The organism is Sphaerochaeta sp. S2, assembly GCF_016406725.1.
Taxonomy (GTDB): Bacteria; Spirochaetota; Spirochaetia; order Sphaerochaetales; family Sphaerochaetaceae; genus Sphaerochaeta.
Window position 1 is genome coordinate 1 of the sequence record NZ_JAEKNT010000156.1, and the last position, 3,166, is coordinate 3,166.

A 3,166-nucleotide genomic window follows, 5' to 3' on the forward strand; every position below is an offset into this window, starting at 1 on the left:
GTCCTGCAAAACAAATGGCTCTTCGGCCAATTTTGTTTCAGCATACAGTTTCAGTGTCCCACCAATACCAAAGGTAGGAAGCAGTGACATGTTCTGTATCTGTGGTATAGGAATGATAGCATCTTGGATATAGCACTTCCCTTGGACAACATCAGCTAATTCAAATAGGGGAGCTTCCTTCAAAAACCAAGAGGAAGCATTTCCTTGAGGATCAACATCAATCAACAACGTACGATACCCATCCAATGCGGATTGGCAAGCGAGTGTTCCTGAGATGGTAGTCTTTCCTACACCACCTTTCTGGAGGTGGAATGATATTGTCTTAGCCATGGATTATAAACCTTAAGCCATAGTATATACCCAGTTTATCGGTCGTACAAGTATTATTCTGAATCAAGCTAGTATACAGTGAGTCTTATTTTATTTCAGTACTTAATATTATAGTAAACTGTATAATTATAATACATTTGCTATCACTATATTAGTATTTTATTATACTTTTACATGTAATTACATATTTTATTTATATGTTATTATATTTATTTAATATTTCTTTTATACATATACATTCAAAAGTGCAATAGTGTATAAATCTACATCTAACCGTTGCAAAAAGACGTTACCTTACCGCCTCATGCCAAATTCTTTCTCTTTGATTCTTAGGTCTCCCTGGCTGGTCCCGTTCAAATCCAATCTCGATTTCTATTGCTGACATACGCTATTGATCATCATGAATTGCTTCAATATAAGCAACTTGAATCTGATTTATATTATAATTTATCATATATATTTATAATTATATCTATATTGTTTTAAATATGTTTTTGTGGTTTATTTATTAAATTTTTTTACATATTGCACATATATTCAGAATTGGTTTAATACTCATATAATGCATTATAATACAGTTTATTTATTTTTATATATAAATACAGTACCATTTTAATGTAATATTTAGTGTATTTAAATGGTACTGTACTACTGTTTCTAACTGTTATTGTATATTGTTAATTTTATATCAATACTAAAATTCGCAATACCCAGATATTACATCACGCATCATATAGGCACTATCCTTCACAATTCTTTCCTGGGTCTTGTAGTCTACATACACGATACCAAAGCGTTTTGAATATCCGAAAGCCCATTCAAAATTATCAAGGAAAGACCATACAAAATAGCCTTTCAATTTAACACCCTCGTCAATTGCTTGCTTGCAGATTGCAAAATGTTGGTTCAGATAATCACAGCGCAATAAGTCATGCACTCTCCCCTCTTCTACCACATCCTGTGCTGCACAACCATTTTCTGTAATGTAGAGCGGAAGCCCTTTTGTCTCATCATCAAAATAGTGCAATAATCTTAACAGTCCATATGGTACGATCGGCCACTGCATGTCAGTGGTTCTTTGCCAAACGGGAACATCACGGTATTTGAATGGCATTTTCTCGTCATACACCACCGCCCCCTCATTATAATAGTTGATACCTATGAAATCGAGGGGCTCCGCGATAATGTCCATATCACCGGCTTGTACAGGAAACGAAATCTTGAGCGTTTCTGTCACGAGTACGGGATACCCTTTTCTTACCAACGGATGCAGAAATACATCAGTATTTACTGCTCTTGCAAGCTCACTTGCATGGTAATCTTCTTTCTTTCTGGTAGCTGGACGGGGAGCAACCGGATTCAGCGTTATTCCGATCGGTTTGTCCAATCCAATCTTTCTATACTCCTTGACTGCAAGCCCGTGAGCAAGATTGAGATAATGGACAGCATCAAAGGCTTCCCTGGCATCTGTATGACCGGGAGCATGCTCACCATAAAGATAGCCTAAATACGCACTACAAAACGGTTCATTGAGGGTGATCCACATATCTACATGTGATCCAAGCTGCTCAAAGCATGCCTTAGCATAGGCCGCAAATGCATAGGCTGTATCACGATTGGTCCAGCCGCCTTCATCCTGCAATGTCTGGGGTAGATCCCAGTGGTACAAGGTAGCCACAGCCTTCATGCCTTTTTCGTGCAACGCATCACACAGGTTTTTGTAGTATGCAACCCCTGCTTGGTTTATTTCACCTTTTCCATCTGGTATGATCCTTGGCCATGCGATTGAGAATCTATATGCTTGGAATCCCAATTCATCCATCAGGGAGACATCTTCTTTGTACTTGTGATATTGGTCAGTTGCAACATCCCCATTATCACCATTGAGTACTGCCCCATCTTTTTTACAGAAGGTATCCCATATCGAGGGTTTCCTTCCATCCTCTTCCACTGCACCTTCCACTTGGTAGCTTGCAGTTGCACATCCCCAAAGGAAATCCTTGTTGAATTCCACTCTTTGCATTGTCTAGCCTCTCAAATAATTTATTTTATCAATTGTTGGTCTTATCAACATTTGGAGATTACCATGACGCCAATAACCAGACAAGCTTATGGAGGATGTAGAACAAAGTTCTTCCTTTGTACAAATTCATTTTGTATCATTATCCTATCATTATACTTTTCTGATACGCTTTTACGTTTTATTCATAGCACTTTAGTATAATTTTACTGCTATTTGATCGGTGCTAAAACTTGTCGCTACACCACAAGACACTATTGAAGATTCTCGTAAATCATAAGTAAATGGTATTAGAATCATATTGCTATCATTTATGATTGTTTTACCATGTTATTTAATATATTTAATACTATTTTTTATGTATTTTTATAGCTTTTCTATATTTTTATATTATTGAAATGTTTTTTTATTTAATATTATTTTGTTTTTTATTTATTTTAATAGTATTTTCATACTGTTTTTTACTGTTTTAACATAACAGTACTTTGATTACTTCAATAGGCACTCATAATCATTCTCTGTTCTGCTATGGATGGTGTCAGGTAATTTCAATACATCCAGTGTATTTCATATTCTCAATCAGCGGATACAAACCACCTCCTTCAGGGTTTTCGAGCTCAAAAAAATAGGGTATGCTCAGCCATATTAAGGAGATTTGTATGCCAAAGTTTTTCCCAGAAGGCTATGTCCCTGCCATGGAGCAGAAGCAGACTGAAAAGGCCATTAAGTACATCAAGGACACATTTGAACGGGAACTTTCTGGAGGTTTGAAATTGAGTAGGGTTAAACTGTCTTTTATACAAATTTGACGCGGTA

At 36.4% G+C, this 3,166-nt stretch carries 3 protein-coding genes; 1 reads left to right on the forward strand and 2 read right to left on the reverse strand.

Features of this window, described 5'->3' with window-relative positions; all coding sequences use genetic code 11:
• The coding region (locus JF818_RS04060; protein ID WP_198890697.1) for a ParA family protein at positions 1–330 on the reverse strand (330 nt) is incomplete at its 3' end.
• Between the two features lie 694 nt (positions 331–1,024).
• Positions 1,025–2,353, reverse strand: a complete 1,329-nt coding sequence (locus JF818_RS04065; RefSeq protein WP_198890698.1) for a GH1 family beta-glucosidase — start codon at positions 2,351–2,353, stop codon at positions 1,025–1,027.
• Between the two features lie 656 nt (positions 2,354–3,009).
• Between JF818_RS04065 and JF818_RS04070 the strand changes: the two genes are divergently transcribed.
• The gene (locus JF818_RS04070; RefSeq protein WP_198890699.1) at positions 3,010–3,159 is read left to right on the forward strand and encodes a hypothetical protein; all 150 of its coding nucleotides are present in this window, start codon (positions 3,010–3,012) and stop codon (positions 3,157–3,159) included.
• Positions 3,160–3,166 lie beyond the last annotated feature (7 nt).

Coding starts and splice junctions, on each gene's coding strand:
- JF818_RS04065 (WP_198890698.1), bottom strand. CDS start 2,353: ATGCAAAGAGTGGAATTCAACAAGGATTTCCTTTGGGGATGTGCAACT.
- JF818_RS04070 (WP_198890699.1), top strand. CDS start 3,010: ATGCCAAAGTTTTTCCCAGAAGGCTATGTCCCTGCCATGGAGCAGAAG.